Genomic DNA, 14,084 nt, shown 5'->3' on the forward strand with positions numbered 1-14,084 from the left:
ACAGGGTGGCAAACATGAACAAAGTTCGGAAGTTAATCATCGCAGGGATCTCGGTACTTCTGTTGAGCTTTCCTGTCCATGCGCAGGAAGCCGCCCCGGTACAGCCCGGACAGGGGAGCGTGCAGGAAGAGGCTTTTCCGGAGAGCGTCGAGGATCAGGCCGTACCCGAGGATATCGATGTGCGGGTGGCAGCCGAGGGTGTCGATGCGCGAACCGCAGCGAAGGGGGGCGAGAGTTCACCGGGGCACCACCCCGAGCAAGGCCCGCCCGAACAGGGGGGTGCCAAGGCAGAGGCGAGGCGGGCTGCCGCCAAGGAACAGACCAAGGGGCTGGACGAGCAGGTGCAGGAGATCAAGGCGGACGTCCTCTCCATCGCCACAGAGCTGAACCGGCTCGAAGAGAAGCTCCTCTACCCCTCGGACACCCAGGTCGCCATCTTCGTCTCCCTGGAGGGGAACGAGAAGTTCCGGCTCGACGCCGTGACCATCGAGCTGGACGGCAAGAAGGTGGCCCAGCACCTCTACACCTTCAACGAGATCGAGGCGCTGAAGAAAGGGGGGGTGCAGCGCATCCACGTCGGTAACGTCATGACCGGCGAGCACCCGCTGCACGTCACGGTGCTCGGCAAGACCGAGAGCGGTGCGGATTTCCAGAGGGAGGAGAACTTCAAGGTCGCCAAGGGGATCGGCCCGAAACTGGTCGGGGTGGTACTCGCCGGCGGCAAAACCATTACCGTGAAGGATTGGTAAGCCATGTCCAGGTTGATTCTCATACTGGTTTGTCTGCTCTGCGCGAGCGTCGCCCTGGCATCCGGCACTCCCGTGAAGAGCGGTGCGGACTCCCGTCCCGCCGGCGACCTCAAGGACGTCTACTTCGGGGAGGCGCTCTACCACGCCTACCAGGGGGAGTGGTTCGAATCGGTGGCCCGGCTGGACACGGAACTGGGGCAGCACCGCCGGGTCGACGAGCCCGCGCTCGACACCCTCTACCCCCACCTGAACCAGGCGGAATTCGACGTCGGCGACTTCGAGCTGGGGTACCGGATGCACCTGCGCGCCGGGCGCGCCATCCGCGCGGTCATCGAGGGGAAGGTGGACGAGCCCCAGCGCAACGCGGCCATCTACCGGCTGGCCCGGCTCTACTTCCGGAAGGATCAGCCGCGGGAGGCACTGCAGGCCCTGGAACGCATCCGGGGCGAGGTGCCGGAGCGGATCCGCGACGACGTCGAATTTCTGCGGGCGCAGGTCCTCATGGCCAACGGCCGTTTCGAGGACGCCTCCCGCGTTTTGAAGGGTCTGCAGGGGGCGAAGGGGCTGGAAGGCTTTACCGGCTACAACCTGGGGATCTCGCTGATGGAGCAGGGAAAGGAGCAGGACGGGCGGCAGTACCTGGATCGCGCGGGGCAACTCGCGAGCCTCGACCCCTCCAGCCAGGCGATCAGGGACAAGTCCAACCTGGTGCTCGGCTACAAGCTCCTGGACGAGAACAACGGCGCCGGCGCCAAGCTGGTCCTGGACCGGGTGCGCCTGACCGGCCCTTTCTCGAACCGGGCCCTCCTCGGCTCCGGGTGGGCGGACGCCAACCAGGGGGAATTCGAAAGGGCGCTGGTCCCCTGGAGCATCCTGGCAAGGCGCGAGGTGACCGACCCCGCGGTGCAGGAGGCGCTCCTGGCCATGCCGTTTGCCTACGGGAAGCTGAAGGTCTACGGGAAGGCGGCGCTTTTGTACGGGCAGGCGCTGGAATCCTTCGGAAAAGAGATCGACAAGCTGGGTGCCTCCATCACCTCGGTGCGGGAGGGGAAGTTCCTGAAGGCCCTGGCGCGGGAAGAGCTGAAGCAGGACTCGGACTGGGTGGTGAAGCTGCGCACCCTGCCCGAGGCGCCGGAGACCTATTACCTGCTCGACTTGATGGCTTCGCACGATTTCCAGGAGTCTCTCAAAAACTACCTGGATCTGAACGAGTTGAGCGGCAAGCTCGTCGCCTGGGAGGGTGACCTGAACGCCTTCGAGGAGATGATCAGGAAGCGCCGGGACTACTACGAGCCGCTTCTTCCCGGGATCGACCAGGCATTCAAGCAGCTCGACTCCCAGATCCGTCTGCGTGAGGAGCAGCGCGACCGCATCGAGAAACGGCTGCACGCCATGCTGACCGCGCCGCGCCCGGACCACCTGGCCACCGCGCAGGAGAGGGTCGCCCTGGAGGAGATCTCCCGGCTGGAGCGTTCCGGCGGCGGTGCGCTTCCCGACGACGTGAAGCAGCGGCTGGCCCGGCTTCGGGGGGTGATCTCCTGGAACATCGCCACCCAGTACCACCAGCGCTTTACCGACACCTTCGAGGACCTGGACCGGCTGAACCGGGAAACCGAGCTGCTCAAGCGGCAGTACGACTCCTTCGTGCGCACCCGCCAGGCCGCGACGCAAAGCTACCAAGGGTACGACGGGGCCATCGCGCAGCAGCGTCAGCAGATCGCCTCGGCCCGGGAAAAGGTGGCCGCCCTGCTGCCGCGCCAGGGGAAAATATTGGAAGCCATGGCCGTGGAGGAAATGACCAAGCGCCGGGCAAGGCTGGAACAGTTCCAGGTCACTGCGCGTTTCGCCATCGCGGACAGCTACGACCGCGCCAACAAGGCGCAGGCTCAAAAGAGGGTGGGACCATGAAGCGAATCGCATTCCTACTCCTGGCATTCCCCGCGCTTCTTGCCGGGTGCCAATCGGGCGGCGGCAGGGAGACAATCGCTCAGCTGCGCGACGTGCGGCTCGAAATCAAGGAAGAGCCCATCGAAGGGGGGCTGGACAAGGCCATGGAGGGGTACCAGCGCTTCCTGGAGCAGACGCCGGAATCGGCGCTCACTCCTGCGGCGATCCGCCGCCTCGCCGACCTGAAGGTCGAAAAGGAGTACGGCTACCTCGCCGCCGCCCAGGCCGCGCCTGCCGGAGGGGTCGCGACAGCGACGCTCAGCAAGCCGGAGCCCACCGTCTCCTCCGGGGGGGGGCAGCCCGCCCAAGGCGAGACCGAGGCGGATTTCGAGAGGAGGGCGCTTGCGGGGACGCAGACGGCCGGACCTGTGCACGAAGCGGGGAGCGAGGGACTGGAGCGGAGCGGGACGCGTGAGGCGATCGCGCTCTACCAGAAGCTCCTGGAGAAGTACCCCAACTACCAGGGGAACGACCAGGTCCTGTACCAGATGTCCCGCTCCTACGAGGAGCTCGGCGAAACCGAGCAGGCCATGGCGGTCATGCAGCGCATGGTGAAGGATTACCCGCAGTCGCGCTACATCAACGAGGTGCAGTTCCGCCGGGCCGAGTACTTCTTCACCCACAGGCAGTACCTGGAGGCGGAAGCGGTCTACCAGGGGCTGGTGGACATCGGTCCCGACACCTCCTACTACGAGCTGGCCCTGTACAAGCTGGGCTGGACCTTCTACAAGCAGGAGCTCTACGAGGAGGGGCTGCACCGGTTCATCGCCCTTTTGGACCACAAGGTCACCACGGGGTATGACTTCGCCGAGGCCAAGGACGACCTGGAGCGCAAGCGGGTCGACGACACCTTCCGGGTGGTCAGCCAGAGCTTCTCCTACCTGCACGGCGCCGCCTCGGCCGTGGAGTACTTCGAGAAAAACGGCAAGCGCGCCTACGAGGACCGCGTCTACAGCAACCTGGGTGAGTTCTACTACGAAAAGCGCCGCTACAGCGACGCGGCGGCGTCCTACAACGCCTTCGTAGGGCGCAACCCCTTCCACCGCGTGTCGCCGCAGTTCCATATGCGCGTGATCGAGATCCACATCGCCGGCGGCTTCCCCACCCTGGTGATCGAGGCGAAGAAGGAATTCGCCAAGAACTACGGTCTGAAGGCCGAGTACTGGAAGCATTTCGAACCGGCCGAGCGCCCCGAGGTGCTGGGCTTCCTGAAGACCAACTTCACCGACCTGGCCCACCACTACCACGCGCTGTACCAGGACCCCGGCCACGCCAGGGAGAAGGAGGCAAGTTTCCAGGAGGCACTGCACTGGTACGAGGAGTTCCTGGTCTCCTTCCCCAAGGAGAGCGAGTCGGCGGCGATCAACTACCAGATGGCCGACCTGCTCATGGAGAACCGCTCCTTCGCCCGGGCGGCGCGGGAATACGAGAAGACCGCCTACGACTACCCGCGCTACGACAAGTCTTCCGCCGCGGGCTACGCGGCCGTCTTCGCCTACCGGGAGCAGCTCAAAGGCGCTCGCGAGGAAGAAAAGGACACGGTCAAGCGCGAAGGGGTGCGGAGCTCGCTCAGGTTCGCCGACGCCTTCCCGGAACATGAGAAGGCGGCGATCGTGCTCGGCGCTGCAGCGGACGACCTCTACGAGCTTAAGGACTACGAGCAGGCGCTCACGGTCGGGCGCAAGCTCATCGCGACTTTCCCGGCCGCCGACAAGGAGGTGCTCAAGTCGGCCTGGGTGGTGGCGGGTCACTCCTGTTACGAACTGAAGAAATACCCCGAGGCCGAGGCTGCCTACGTCCAGGTGCTGGCCCTGGTCCCGGCCGACGACAAGAGCCGGGAAGGCTTCAACGACAACCTGGCCGCCTCGATCTACAAGCAGGGCGAACAGGCCAACGCCGCCAAGGACTACCGGGGCGCGGCGGACCACTTCCTGCGCGTCGGGCGCATGGCCGCCGGCTCCAAGATCCGGGTGAACGCCGAATACGACGCCTCCGTCGCACTGATCCAGCTCAAGGAGTGGAAAGCGGCTACCGCGGTCCTCACCGGGTTCCGGGAGCTCTTCCCGGGACATGAGCTGCAGCCGGAGGTCACCCGGAAGCTCGCCCACGTCTACAAGGAAGACGGGCAGCTCGCCCAGGCCGCCGGCGAGTACGAGCGCCTGGAGACGGAGTTCAAGGACGAGGAGGTCAGAAGGGAATCCCTCATGCTGGCGGCGGAACTGCACCAGCAGACCGGGAACAAAAAGCAGGCACTCGCCGTGTACCGCCGCTACGTCGGTTACTTCCCTGAGCCGGTCGAGGTCAACCTGGAGATGCGCAACAAGGTTTGCGAGATCCTGAAGGAGGACGACCGCAAGGCGTACCTCGACGAACTGACGGAGATGGTCGCCATCGACGCAGCAGCCGGCCCGGCGCGCACCCCGCGCACGAAATACCTGGCAGGGAAGGGCGCCCTGGTGCTCGCCGAGCAGACCTACGAGCGCTTCACCGAGGTCCGCCTGGTGAAGCCGTTCGAGACCAACCTGCGCAAGAAGAAGGAGCTGATGAAGGCGACCACCCTGGCCTTCAACAAGCTGCCGCAGTACGAGGTGGGCGAGGTGACCGCGGCGGCGACCTTCTACCTGGCGGAGATCTACGGGCACTTCAGCAAGGCGCTGACGGGCTCGGAGCGGCCGGACGACCTCAACCCGCAGGAGATGCAGGAGTACGAGATGGCCCTGGAGGAGCAGGCCTTCCCGTTCGAGGAAAAGGCGATCTCGGTACACGAGAAGAACATGGAGCTGATCTCCCTGGGCATCTACAACGACTGGATCGACAAGAGCCTGGGCAAGCTGGCCAAGCTTTTGCCGGTGCGCTACGACAAGCCTGAACTCCCCAGCGGACTCATGGCCTCCCTGGAGAGCTACAGCTATGAGATCGAGAAGCCGGCGGCGGCGCCCGTGCCCGCGGCCGGGAACCCCGTCCTGAACGACGCCACTGCACCGGCGGAGCCTGCCGCCGCGGCCGGCAATGCCGCCGAGGGGACGACGACGGTACCGGCCGGGGGGGAGCAGGGAAAGAGCGCCGGCAAGGGGACCGTCGAGGGGGGCGCGGCGGAGGGAGATGCAGCCACCGCCGCGGCACCCGCTGAAAAGAAGGAAGTCGCGCCGAAAGCGGTACCGGCCAAGGCGAAGAAATCGAAGCAGGCCGCGAAGCGGCGCGCAAAAGGAGGCAAAAAATGAAGCGATTGACGATCAGCCGTCCCGGTTTCCTGCTCCCGGCCCTTTCGCTGCTGGTTCTGGCAGGGTGCGCGATTGGCGGCCAGGCGAAGAAAGAGCCCATTGCTCCCCCGCTCCCCGTGGCCGGGAAACCGGTCCCGCAGCCTTCAGGTCCCTCGGTGAAGCGTCTGGGCGACGGCAAGGAAGGCTTCCTGATCATGGAGCCGTCCAACCTCGACGGGCAGGCGCGCGCCGATTTCGAGAAGGCGAACGAGCTCCTGAAGGCGGGCGAATACCAAAAGAGCGCGGAACTCATGGAGAAGGTGATCGCCAAGGCGCCCGGCCTCACCGCGCCCCGCATCAATGCGGCCAGCGCCTACAGCCACATGAGCAAGCCCGAACAGGCCGAGCAGCACCTGAAGGCCGCGCTGGAGGCGATCCCCGGGCACCCGGTCGCGGGGAACGAGTACGGACTGCTGTTGCGCAAGGCCGGGCGCTTCGTCGAGGCCCGCGCCGCCTACGAGAAATCCCTGGCGGCCTTCCCCGAGTACCGCCCCCTGGAAAGGAACCTGGCCATCCTCTGTGATCTCTACCTGAAGGACCTCGCCTGCGCCAAGGCGCACTACGAGGCCTACAGCAGGGCCACCCCCGACGACAAGCAGGTGAAGCTGTGGATCGCGGACCTGCAGGCCCGCACCGGGCAGGTCGCCATGAGCAAAGGGGGCGGGCAATAGGTTATGAAGCGGAAAACGTTTCCATGGATTCATCACCGTTACAAGAACCCGTTTTGTTGGAATCACCGTCGTTTCAAGGAGGAGCGTATGTGGTTGAAGCTGATTTTCTGCATTTTCCTGGTGGTCTTCCCCGTCGCCATGGTTGTGGCGCAGGACGACAAGCCGGGCGGGCCGGTCACCGTCGACCCCAACGTCGACGTGGCCGCCGCCCCGCCTGCCGGCGCCGCTGATCCCGAGGCCAAGATGGTCGGCGGGATGTCCATCCTGGGCAACAAGGAGGCGCCCATGTCGCTCTTCATCGTGCCCTGGAAAACCTCCGAGCTCGGCGCCGAGACCAGCCTGGCCCGGACCCTGACCGAGCGGCAGGTGCCGGTTGACCGGGACGTCTTCCTCCGGGAGGTCGCCTTCTACGAGGTGAGCACCGGGAACAAGGTACAGGCGGCAGGCTCGCGCACCAACTGAAGGTAACCAACCGCATGCTGCGGATCAACTGACCCGAGAAGGTCAATCAGGCAAGGAGGAAGTGATGCACACGATTGTAAGGTTTTTCCAGATGGGCGGGTTCTTCATGTTCCCAATTCTGCTGGTGCTGTCGGCCGGCATCGCCATTTCCGTCGAGCGCTGGATCCATCTGAGCCGCGTCAAGAAGGAAAACCGCGAGATGTGGGAAGAGGTGCACCCGGTGCTGGCCCAGGGGGATTTTGACAAGGCCAGGGAACTGGTCTACGAGGACAACTCGGCCATCGCCCAGATGCTCTCCATGGGGCTTGCGCGCCAGGGAGCGGTCAGGCGCCGCGAGGACATAGAGATCGCCATGGAGGAGAGCCTGATGGAGATCATCCCCCAGTTGGAGAAGCGCACCCCGTACCTGGCGCTCCTCTCCAACATCGCCACCCTGTTCGGACTGCTGGGGACCATCATGGGTCTCATCACCGCCTTCACCGCCGTGGCCAGCGCAAGCCCCGCCGAGAAAGCGGCGCTGCTCGCGGCCAGCATCTCGGAGGCGATGAACTGCACCGCCTTCGGTCTCATGTCGGCGATCCCGCTGCTTTTGATCCACGCCCGCCTCAGTTCGACCACCGGGGAGATCGTGGGGAGCCTGGAGATGGTGTCGGTGAAGGCCTTGAACTCCATCTCCACCTTCAGCAAGCGCGCGTACTGAGAGATCTTCACCCCTCAATTGACAGGAGCAGGTTATGGCCAGACGTAGAAGAAGGCAGAAGGAACAACCGCACGAAGACATCATGGAGATCCTGAACCTGACTCCGATGATGGATGTCTTCACTGTTTTGGTCGTCTTTTTGCTCATCACGGCGGTCTTTACGAGTATCACCATCATGGAGTTGAGCGTCCCGACCAGCGCCGGCGCATCCGCCGCCACCCCGCCGAACTTTGCCATCGAGGTGATCGTGCGCAAGTCGGGGCTGGAGATCGCCAACGGGAAGTCCGTAGAGGCCGCCATCCCGAAGAAAAACGACAAGTACGACCTTGAGAAGCTCTCCGAGGTCATGCGCAGCCTGAAGGCGCAGTACCCGCAGAAGGAGGACGCCACGGTCCTTATGGAGCCCAAGGTCGAATACGATTACCTGGTCCAGGTCATGGACACGGTGCGGGGCGCCGAGGTGCGCACCCCCGGGAGCAAGGAGGTGGCCAGGGTCGCGCTATTTCCCAAGATATCGATAGGAGACGCACCATGAGAGAAAGCAGACGCTTGAAGCGGCTGGAGCGCAACAACAGCCGTCGCCAGGCCTTCCTGAACCTGATCCCGATGCTGGACGTGCTCTCGGTGCTGGTGTTCTTCCTGCTGTTCCATTCCTTCAACGGCGACATGCCGGAGCAGCGGCTCGCGCTCCCCACCTCCGTGGTGGAAACCAAGCCCAGGGGGACCGTGGTGGTCTCGGTCACCCCGGAGGCTGTGGTGGTGCAGGGGCAGGCCGTGGCGCGCACCGCGGACCTCTACGACGACCGCGTCGGCACGGTCCGGGAAGTCACCGAGCGGCTGGACCAGATCGAGAGCAGCCTGAAGGCCACCGGGGGGGGGACCGCCGCAGAGAACGAGACGAGGGAAGTCACCTTGTTGGCCGACAAAACCATTCCGTTCAAGGTTCTTAAAAAAATAATGACGAGCTGCACGGCTTCCGGATACGGCAAGATTTCGCTGGCCGTCATCCAGAAGGCTTCGCATGCCTAGCGGGTGCACTGTGAATACATCGTTACTGGAACAGGAATTGGCGCCGCTGAACGCGCGCATCGAGGAGGTCCGGGGGACGCTCTCGGACCTGGAGATGCAGATGCAGGTGGCGGAAGCGGAACTGGACATGTTTTCCGCGGACCGGGCGTGTTTCGACGCCTTGCGGGACGCCTGCGACGCCCTTGAACGTCTGGCGGCGCTGGAGGTGAAACAGCTCTTCTGGGGCGTGCTGCCGGAGATCCAGGATCCGGAGCCGCGCCTGTCCCGGATAAAAAGCTGCGTCGCCAGGTTCGACGACGATATCCGCGGCTCGCTGGAGAGGAAGGCGGGGCTTCGGGCGCAGATGAACCGGCGCCAGGAGGAACTGGACCTCCTGCATGAGGAGATCCACGATGCGCACGCCCGGGACGAGCGGCGCGACGAGGAGTACCTGGTCGAGCGGGAAGTCTCCCCGGTCCCGGGGCACACGCTGGTGATGCCCTGGAGCGACGACGAGGTGGTCGAGCGGCGCTACCGCCGGACCATGTGCAGCTCGATGCTGCTTGCCCTGCTCCTGGCCATCGTGGTCCTCACGGTGACCCTGCCGCCGCCGGTCCGTCCCGTGATCGCAGAGGTTCCGGAGCGGTTGGCGATGATGGTCCGCAAGGAGTACCACAAGCCGGAGCCCCCCCGCAAAGCCAAGGAAGAGAAGAAGGAAGAGAAAAAGGACGAGAAGAAGGAAGAAACGGCAGGGAAAAAAGAGGAGAAGAAGCAGTCGGTGGCGCAGGATAAACCGGCACCGGACCACCCCAGGCCGGCGGCGGTCGAGCAGGCCGCGGCGCCAAAGAAATCCCAGAACACCGGCGTTCTGGCTTTCAAGGAAAGCCTGAAGGACCTGATCGACGAGACACCGACGGCCAATCTCGGCGCGGAAGCGCGTCTGGCGAACCCGGCCAACTATGCGGCGGGACATGCCCAGGCAAGCCGGTCCCTGGTCACGATGCAGGGAGGCGGAGGCCCGAGCGGTGGCGGCTACGGCGCGGTAAGCCGCAACGTCGGCAACGGCGGCAGCGGCGGGATCGGGTCTGCCGCGGTGGGGCGCAGCGTCGGCGGAGGTGGAAGCGGCCGGCTGGGACGCGGCGACGCGGGCTTTGCGCAGGTCAAAAGCGGCATCGCAGGCCCGGGGGGCGCCAAGGAGGGACGGCCTCTCAGCTCGGGCGCACGTGCGGCCCGCACCGACGAGGAGATCCAGATACTGTTCGACCGCTACAAGGCGGCGCTCTACCGCATCTACAACACCGAGTTGCGCAAGGATCCGACCCTGCGCGGGAAGATGGTGCTGCGCATAGCCATCGAGCCCAGCGGTGCCGTTTCCGCCTGCTCGGTAGATTCCACCAACATGAACGCGGCAGCGTTCTGTGACCAGATCGTGGACAGGGTCAGAAAGTTCAACTTCGGACCCAAGGAAGGCGTGCCTAAAACGACGATCCTGTACCCGATCGACTTCCTCCCCGCGCGTTGAGACGGCGGGCACCTACATCACGACCGCAAGGAGGGCAGGGTATGGGCGTAATCATCGACACGCTGATCATTGCGCTGGGCGAACCGACCAGTTTGACCAAAGCGTTTCCTGGTTGCGAGATCAACAGGCTTACCCCGGCGGACTCCACGATACAACGGTATCGGGTCGCCCTGAAGGACGAGGATGAACAGCGCTACTTCGATTTCCTCCAGGACAACTGCATGGCCATGACCTCGAACCGCTTCTATTTCAGGATGAAAAGCGACAAATCGTTCGCAGACAGGATGAGGGTGCGCTTTGCCGGCAACTGCGGCAGGAAGTAAAACAACAGCCCGTGCAAGGGCGACAGGAGAGATAAGGATGCCTTACCGATTAACCGTCGGCGACTGTGCCGATCACCATCGACAGATGCGGCAGCCGACATGGCAGGAGGTAACGGGATGACGCTGACGGATATACTGATTTTGGACCAGGAAGAGCTGAAGCTCGTGCGCGACAAGTACATCGACTGCAAGTTGGATAAGTTGAGCCCCAGTGACAGCATGATCCAGCAATACCGCATCACCATCGACGTGGACAATGAAAACTCGTACTACAACTTCCTGCTGGACAACTGCATCGCGATGTCGTCTCACAACTTCTATTTCAGGGTTAAAGTCGACACAATATTTTTTGAAAGGATAAGGAGGAGAAGACTGGCATGACAATCACGAGAGTACTCAAGCAGATCAGCACGCTCGCCATCCTTGCGGGGACCCTTTCCCTTGCATCGGGCGTGGCCATGGCAGAAACCATCAAGGGAAGAGTCGGCGTCAGCGGCAGGATAGGATTTCAGGTCCCCGCCGACAACGAAGCGGAGTTCGGCTGGGGGAACAACAAAACGGACACAGGCTTGGTCGGAGGCGGCGGGCTCATTTACGGCATAGACGGCAACTGGGCGGCGGAAGTGGATCTCAGCCACTCGAGCTTCGACTCCGACACCGGCGATTTCGGAGTTTCCGACATCTCGCTCGGCGCACAGTACCGTTTCAGGGTCCCTGACCGCAAGGTCGTCCCCTACCTCGGAGCGGGCCTCGATATCCTGATCACCGACTACGATCCCTACGATGGGGCCTCACTCGATGTCGACACCTGCTTGGGAGCCCACGTCAAGGGCGGTGTCGATTACTTCGTCACCAGGGATCTGGCCCTTACCGCCGAGGCCAAATTCGTCCTTGCCCCCGATACCGACATCACCTACCAGGGGCTCCACACCGGCGACTTCGATCCCTCCAGCTTTTCCGGGACGATCGGCGTGCGTTATTTCTTCAATTGACGGACATCCCGTAACTGAGAGCATTTCGGAGGTACCACTATGAGACGCATCATTTTCCTGCTGGCGTTCTGCGTTTTCATCCCGACTGCCGCCTTTGCCGGCGGACTGGAGGTTTTCCTCTCCAACGTGAACGTCCAGGCCCGGGCCGATCTGCCCGGCTTTTCGCTGGGACTCAGCACCCAGTTCGGGGTGCCGGTGACCCAGGTCCAGGCGGTGATCAGGTCCGTACCCGAACCGGCGGACGCTTTCATGGTCCTGCAGCTCGGCCAGATGTCACACCGGCGGCCGGAGTCCGTACTGGCCATCTACCAGCCCAACAGGAAGAAGGGGTGGGGAGCCATCGCCAAGGAACTCGGCATCAAGCCCGGGTCGCCCGAATTCCATGCCCTGAAGAACGGGGACCTGCACTTCACCGGAGGCAGCGCCGAACGCGGAGGGGGGCGCGGCGACGGTCCCGGCAACGGTCACCGCGGCGGGCACGGCAGGGGGCACAACAAGTCTTGATTCGGCCCAGAAGTGGCGGCGTTCAGCCCCGCTGCTGTCGACCCGTTTAAGGAGACGCAATGAAAAAAGGTATCGTGACTGTAGTGGTGGTTGGCAGTTTTGCCAGCATTTGCGGCTGCAAAAAGGAGGGGCCCACGCAACGCGCCGGTAGGGAGGTCGACAAGGCGGTGGAGAAGATCGCCGGGGAACTGGGAAAAGCAGGGGACCACATGGACGAGCTTCTCAAGAAGGTGGGCCCGTAACGGGGAAGGAGCTCTCCGCCATCAATATCTGTCCGGCACCTGCAGCCGAGCGCACGTGGTGAAGAGAATAGAGTACTTGCAAGGGTGAGCGAAGCGGGTGTGTCGGCGATTTCCGGCGCACCCGCTTTCAACTTTATTATCGAGGAGCGGTCAGGTGGGACGTGGCATCAAGCCACCATGCGACGCCGAAACCAAAACGCCACGTTCACCAGAGCGATCATCACCGGCACTTCCACCAACGGTCCGATCACCGCGGCGAATGCCGCACCGGAATTGAGGCCGAACACCGCCACGGCGACGGCGATGGCCAGTTCGAAGTTGTTGCTGGCGGCCGTGAAGGCAAGCGTAGTGGTCTGGGCGTAGTCGGCACCGAGCTTCTTCCCGAGGTAGAACGAGACCAGGAACATCACCACGAAGTAGATCAGCAGGGGGATGGCGATCCTGACCACGTCGAGAGGGAGCTGCACGATGAGGCTTCCTTTCAGGCTGAACATGACCACGATGGTGAAAAGGAGCGCGACCAGGGTGATAGGGCCGATGCGGGGGACGACTTCGCGGTGGTAGCGCTCCACCCCCAGCGCCTTCACGCCGATCAGCCTGGTGATGGCGCCGGCGATGCAGGGGATGCCCAGGTAGATGAAGACGCTCTCCGCGATCTGTTTGATGCTGACCTCGACGGCGCTGCCGGCAAGACCGAAGTAGGGTGGCAGGACGGTAATGAAAAACCAGGCATAGACGCTGTAAAAGAGGACCTGGAAGATGCTGTTGAACGCCACCAGTCCGGCCGCGTACTCCGTGTTCCCCTTGGCGAGCTCGTTCCAAACGATCACCATGGCGATGCAGCGCGCCAGGCCGATCATGATGAGACCCACCAGGTACTCCGGCTTGTCCGGGAGGAAGATGACGGCGAGCGCGAACATCAGTACCGGTCCGATCACCCAGTTCTGTACCAGGGAGAGGCCGAGCACCTTCTTGTTCCTGAACACCTCGGGCATCTCCTCGTAGCGGACCTTGGCGAACGGCGGGTACATCATCAGGATGAGGCCGCAGGCGATCGGGATGTTGGTGGTGCCGACCTGGAAGCGGTTGATGAAGGACTCCACCCCCGGGACCAGGTAGCCGACGGCCACGCCCGCCGCCATGGCAGCGAAGATCCAAAGGGTAAGCCAGCGGTCCAGGAAGGAAAGTCTGCGGGAAAGATGTTCGCTCACTTGCAGCCTCCGAAGTGCTCAATAATCCAGGATTTGATCTCGTCGCGCACGCGGCGGAACTCCGGCAGGACTTCCTCTTCAGTGCCGACGCAGCGCGAGGGATCGTCAAAGCCGCGGTGGCTGCGCTCGGTGCCGCCGATGTAAAGGGGACATTTTTCGTTGGCGTCTCCGCACAAGGTCACCACGTAGTCGAAGCTCTCGCCGTCGAACTCGTCGAGGGTCTTGGACCGGTGTCCGGAGATGTCGATCCCTATCTCGGCAAGCACCTTGACCGCCAAGGGGTTGACGCGGGTCGCCTCGGTACCGGCCGAGTAGGCCTCGAACCCGCCGCCGAGGCAGTGGTTCGCCAGCCCCTCTGCCATCTGGGATCGGCAGGAGTTGTGGGTGCAGAGGAAAAGGATCTTTTTTTTGGCCATGGTTGCCTTTCCAACAGGTTTTGAGGTATCTGTGAAGCCATTTTTTTAGCGCCAAACCGGAATATAGTCAACACCAG

Annotated in this window: 16 protein-coding genes; 14 read left to right on the forward strand and 2 right to left on the reverse strand. The window is 63.4% G+C overall.

Translation table 11 applies throughout. The annotated features are described in order from the left end of the window. Nucleotides 1-14 precede the first annotated feature (14 nt). The 14 genes from KOM00_RS03915 (at nucleotide 15) to KOM00_RS03980 (ending at nucleotide 12,380) form a co-directional block, all read left to right on the forward strand. On the forward strand, nucleotides 15-749 hold the full coding sequence (locus KOM00_RS03915; protein WP_216497531.1) for a hypothetical protein: 735 nt from the start codon (nucleotides 15-17) through the stop codon (nucleotides 747-749). A gap of 3 nt (nucleotides 750-752) precedes the next feature. Beyond that, nucleotides 753-2,657 (forward strand): tetratricopeptide repeat protein, encoded by a 1,905-nt coding sequence (locus KOM00_RS03920; RefSeq protein WP_216497532.1) that lies wholly within the window; start codon nucleotides 753-755, stop codon nucleotides 2,655-2,657. After that, nucleotides 2,654-5,917 (forward strand): tetratricopeptide repeat protein, encoded by a 3,264-nt coding sequence (locus KOM00_RS03925; protein ID WP_216497533.1) that lies wholly within the window; start codon nucleotides 2,654-2,656, stop codon nucleotides 5,915-5,917. The genes KOM00_RS03920 and KOM00_RS03925 overlap by 4 nt, the downstream gene beginning before the upstream one ends. Continuing rightward, nucleotides 5,914-6,627: a tetratricopeptide repeat protein gene (locus KOM00_RS03930; RefSeq protein WP_216497534.1), complete on the forward strand. Its 714-nt coding sequence runs from the start codon at nucleotides 5,914-5,916 to the stop codon at nucleotides 6,625-6,627. Before KOM00_RS03925 ends, KOM00_RS03930 begins: the two co-directional genes overlap by 4 nt. Before the next feature lie 87 nt (nucleotides 6,628-6,714). Continuing rightward, nucleotides 6,715-7,089, forward strand: coding sequence for a hypothetical protein (locus KOM00_RS03935; RefSeq protein ID WP_216497535.1), 375 nt, complete (start codon nucleotides 6,715-6,717; stop codon nucleotides 7,087-7,089). 64 nt (nucleotides 7,090-7,153) lie between these two features. Further along, nucleotides 7,154-7,789, forward strand: a complete 636-nt coding sequence (locus KOM00_RS03940) for a MotA/TolQ/ExbB proton channel family protein (protein WP_216497536.1) — start codon at nucleotides 7,154-7,156, stop codon at nucleotides 7,787-7,789. A gap of 34 nt (nucleotides 7,790-7,823) precedes the next feature. Further along, complete coding sequence (locus KOM00_RS03945; protein WP_216497537.1) at nucleotides 7,824-8,324, forward strand: ExbD/TolR family protein; 501 nt, start codon at nucleotides 7,824-7,826, stop codon at nucleotides 8,322-8,324. Then, complete coding sequence (locus tag KOM00_RS03950) at nucleotides 8,321-8,818, forward strand: ExbD/TolR family protein (protein WP_216497538.1); 498 nt, start codon at nucleotides 8,321-8,323, stop codon at nucleotides 8,816-8,818. Before KOM00_RS03945 ends, KOM00_RS03950 begins: the two co-directional genes overlap by 4 nt. Nucleotides 8,819-8,828: 10 nt before the next feature. Beyond that, a complete protein-coding gene (locus KOM00_RS03955) occupies nucleotides 8,829-10,319 on the forward strand; it encodes an AgmX/PglI C-terminal domain-containing protein (RefSeq protein WP_328757990.1) in 1,491 nt (496 codons plus the stop codon). Between the two features lie 41 nt (nucleotides 10,320-10,360). Then, on the forward strand, nucleotides 10,361-10,642 hold the full coding sequence (locus KOM00_RS03960) for a hypothetical protein (RefSeq protein WP_216497540.1): 282 nt from the start codon (nucleotides 10,361-10,363) through the stop codon (nucleotides 10,640-10,642). Nucleotides 10,643-10,759: 117 nt separating this feature from the next. Next, a complete protein-coding gene (locus tag KOM00_RS03965) occupies nucleotides 10,760-11,023 on the forward strand; it encodes a hypothetical protein (protein ID WP_216497541.1) in 264 nt (87 codons plus the stop codon). Further along, nucleotides 11,020-11,634 carry a porin family protein gene (locus KOM00_RS03970; protein ID WP_216497542.1) on the forward strand — a complete coding sequence of 205 codons (615 nt, stop codon included), beginning with the start codon at nucleotides 11,020-11,022 and terminating at the stop codon, nucleotides 11,632-11,634. Before KOM00_RS03965 ends, KOM00_RS03970 begins: the two co-directional genes overlap by 4 nt. 39 nt (nucleotides 11,635-11,673) lie before the next feature. Next, nucleotides 11,674-12,138, forward strand: a complete 465-nt coding sequence (locus KOM00_RS03975) for a hypothetical protein (protein WP_216497543.1) — start codon at nucleotides 11,674-11,676, stop codon at nucleotides 12,136-12,138. A 59-nt stretch (nucleotides 12,139-12,197) separates the two neighbouring features. After that, nucleotides 12,198-12,380, forward strand: coding sequence for a hypothetical protein (locus tag KOM00_RS03980; RefSeq protein ID WP_216497544.1), 183 nt, complete (start codon nucleotides 12,198-12,200; stop codon nucleotides 12,378-12,380). Between the two features lie 167 nt (nucleotides 12,381-12,547). On the opposite strand, the gene arsB is transcribed toward KOM00_RS03980, so the two are convergent. Next, complete coding sequence (gene arsB, locus KOM00_RS03985; protein WP_216497545.1) at nucleotides 12,548-13,591, reverse strand: ACR3 family arsenite efflux transporter; 1,044 nt, start codon at nucleotides 13,589-13,591, stop codon at nucleotides 12,548-12,550. Next, nucleotides 13,588-14,007: an arsenate reductase ArsC gene (locus KOM00_RS03990; protein WP_216497546.1), complete on the reverse strand. Its 420-nt coding sequence runs from the start codon at nucleotides 14,005-14,007 to the stop codon at nucleotides 13,588-13,590. Before KOM00_RS03990 ends, arsB begins: the two co-directional genes overlap by 4 nt. Between the last annotated feature and the right edge of the window lie 77 nt (nucleotides 14,008-14,084).

This window comes from Geomonas diazotrophica (genome assembly GCF_018919385.1).
Taxonomy (GTDB): Bacteria; Desulfobacterota; Desulfuromonadia; order Geobacterales; family Geobacteraceae; genus Geomonas; species Geomonas diazotrophica.

Bases quoted from the DNA above. Each gene is read 5' to 3' on its own strand.
- KOM00_RS03945 (WP_216497537.1), top strand. From the start codon at position 7,824: ATGGCCAGACGTAGAAGAAGGCAGAAGGAACAACCGCACGAAGACATC.
- KOM00_RS03950 (WP_216497538.1), top strand. From the start codon at position 8,321: ATGAGAGAAAGCAGACGCTTGAAGCGGCTGGAGCGCAACAACAGCCGT.
- KOM00_RS03965 (WP_216497541.1), top strand. From the start codon at position 10,760: ATGACGCTGACGGATATACTGATTTTGGACCAGGAAGAGCTGAAGCTC.
- KOM00_RS03925 (WP_216497533.1), top strand. From the start codon at position 2,654: ATGAAGCGAATCGCATTCCTACTCCTGGCATTCCCCGCGCTTCTTGCC.
- KOM00_RS03980 (WP_216497544.1), top strand. From the start codon at position 12,198: ATGAAAAAAGGTATCGTGACTGTAGTGGTGGTTGGCAGTTTTGCCAGC.
- KOM00_RS03975 (WP_216497543.1), top strand. From the start codon at position 11,674: ATGAGACGCATCATTTTCCTGCTGGCGTTCTGCGTTTTCATCCCGACT.
- KOM00_RS03970 (WP_216497542.1), top strand. From the start codon at position 11,020: ATGACAATCACGAGAGTACTCAAGCAGATCAGCACGCTCGCCATCCTT.
- KOM00_RS03960 (WP_216497540.1), top strand. From the start codon at position 10,361: ATGGGCGTAATCATCGACACGCTGATCATTGCGCTGGGCGAACCGACC.
- KOM00_RS03940 (WP_216497536.1), top strand. From the start codon at position 7,154: ATGCACACGATTGTAAGGTTTTTCCAGATGGGCGGGTTCTTCATGTTC.
- KOM00_RS03930 (WP_216497534.1), top strand. From the start codon at position 5,914: ATGAAGCGATTGACGATCAGCCGTCCCGGTTTCCTGCTCCCGGCCCTT.
- KOM00_RS03990 (WP_216497546.1), bottom strand. From the start codon at position 14,007: ATGGCCAAAAAAAAGATCCTTTTCCTCTGCACCCACAACTCCTGCCGA.
- KOM00_RS03935 (WP_216497535.1), top strand. From the start codon at position 6,715: ATGTGGTTGAAGCTGATTTTCTGCATTTTCCTGGTGGTCTTCCCCGTC.
- KOM00_RS03915 (WP_216497531.1), top strand. From the start codon at position 15: ATGAACAAAGTTCGGAAGTTAATCATCGCAGGGATCTCGGTACTTCTG.
- KOM00_RS03920 (WP_216497532.1), top strand. From the start codon at position 753: ATGTCCAGGTTGATTCTCATACTGGTTTGTCTGCTCTGCGCGAGCGTC.